Origin of the sequence: Vibrio variabilis, from assembly GCF_003263785.1 — a bacterium.
Taxonomy (GTDB): Bacteria; Pseudomonadota; Gammaproteobacteria; order Enterobacterales; family Vibrionaceae; genus Vibrio; species Vibrio variabilis.
In genome coordinates, this window is sequence record NZ_JYJK01000022.1 from 1 (window position 1) to 948 (window position 948).

Annotated in this window: 1 protein-coding gene; it reads right to left on the reverse strand. The window is 54.6% G+C overall.

What is annotated here, in order from left to right:
- A partial coding sequence (locus tag TZ48_RS03940; protein WP_275426410.1) for a Calx-beta domain-containing protein occupies window positions 1-948 on the reverse strand: 948 nt, incomplete at both ends.

A 948-nucleotide genomic window follows, 5' to 3' on the forward strand; every position in this document is an offset into this window, starting at 1 on the left:
GACACGCCATCGTTATACGTGGCAGTCAGAGCGCCAATGTCACCCTCTTCTGCACTGTATTCCCCATCGGTCGCTGTGGCTAGATTCAACACCACATCCGCTTCGGTCTCTTTCGATAAGTTCACCGTGAACATGGCACCCGTGCCTTCGTCCACTGACACGGCTGGCGTGATAGAAAGCGTTGGGCGGTCATCGTCTGGATCTGGGTCTGGACCACTGCCATCATCGAGAATGGTACCCACGCCCGTGGCGGAGCCATTGGTGGTGACATTGTTGTTATCAGTGACCGTCACGCCGAAGGTTTCTGGACCTTCGAAGATGTCATCCTGCGTGGTAGCAACGGTGACTTTAAACTCGGTCACGCCAGCAGGTAAAGTGATGTTGCCATCAGTAATGGTGAGCGGTACATCAGACACGCCGTCGTTATACGTGGCGGTGATGGTACCAATATCGTCAGACTCTGCAGTGTAACTGCCATCGGTCGCCGTGGCGAGATTCAACACCACATCCGCTTCGGTCGCTGTAGACAAGTTCACCGTGAACATGGCGCCCGTGCCTTCGTCCACTGACACCGCTGGCGTGATAGACAGCTCAGGGCGGTCATCGTCTGGATCTGGGTCTGGACCAGAGCCATCATCAAGAATGGTACCCACGCCCGTGGCGGAGCCATTGGTAGTGACATTGTTGTTATCAGTGACGGTCACGCCGAAGATTTCTGAGCCTTCGAAGATGTCATCCTGCGTGGTGACAACAGTGACTTTAAACTCGGTCACGCCAGCAGGTAAGGTGATATTGCCATCAGTAATGGTGAGAGGTACATCAGACACGCCGTCGTTATACGTGGCGGTGATGGTACCAATATCGTCAGACTCTGCAGTGTAACTGCCATCGGTCGCCGTCGCGAGATTCAACACCACATCCGCTTCGGTCGCTGTAGACAAGTTCACC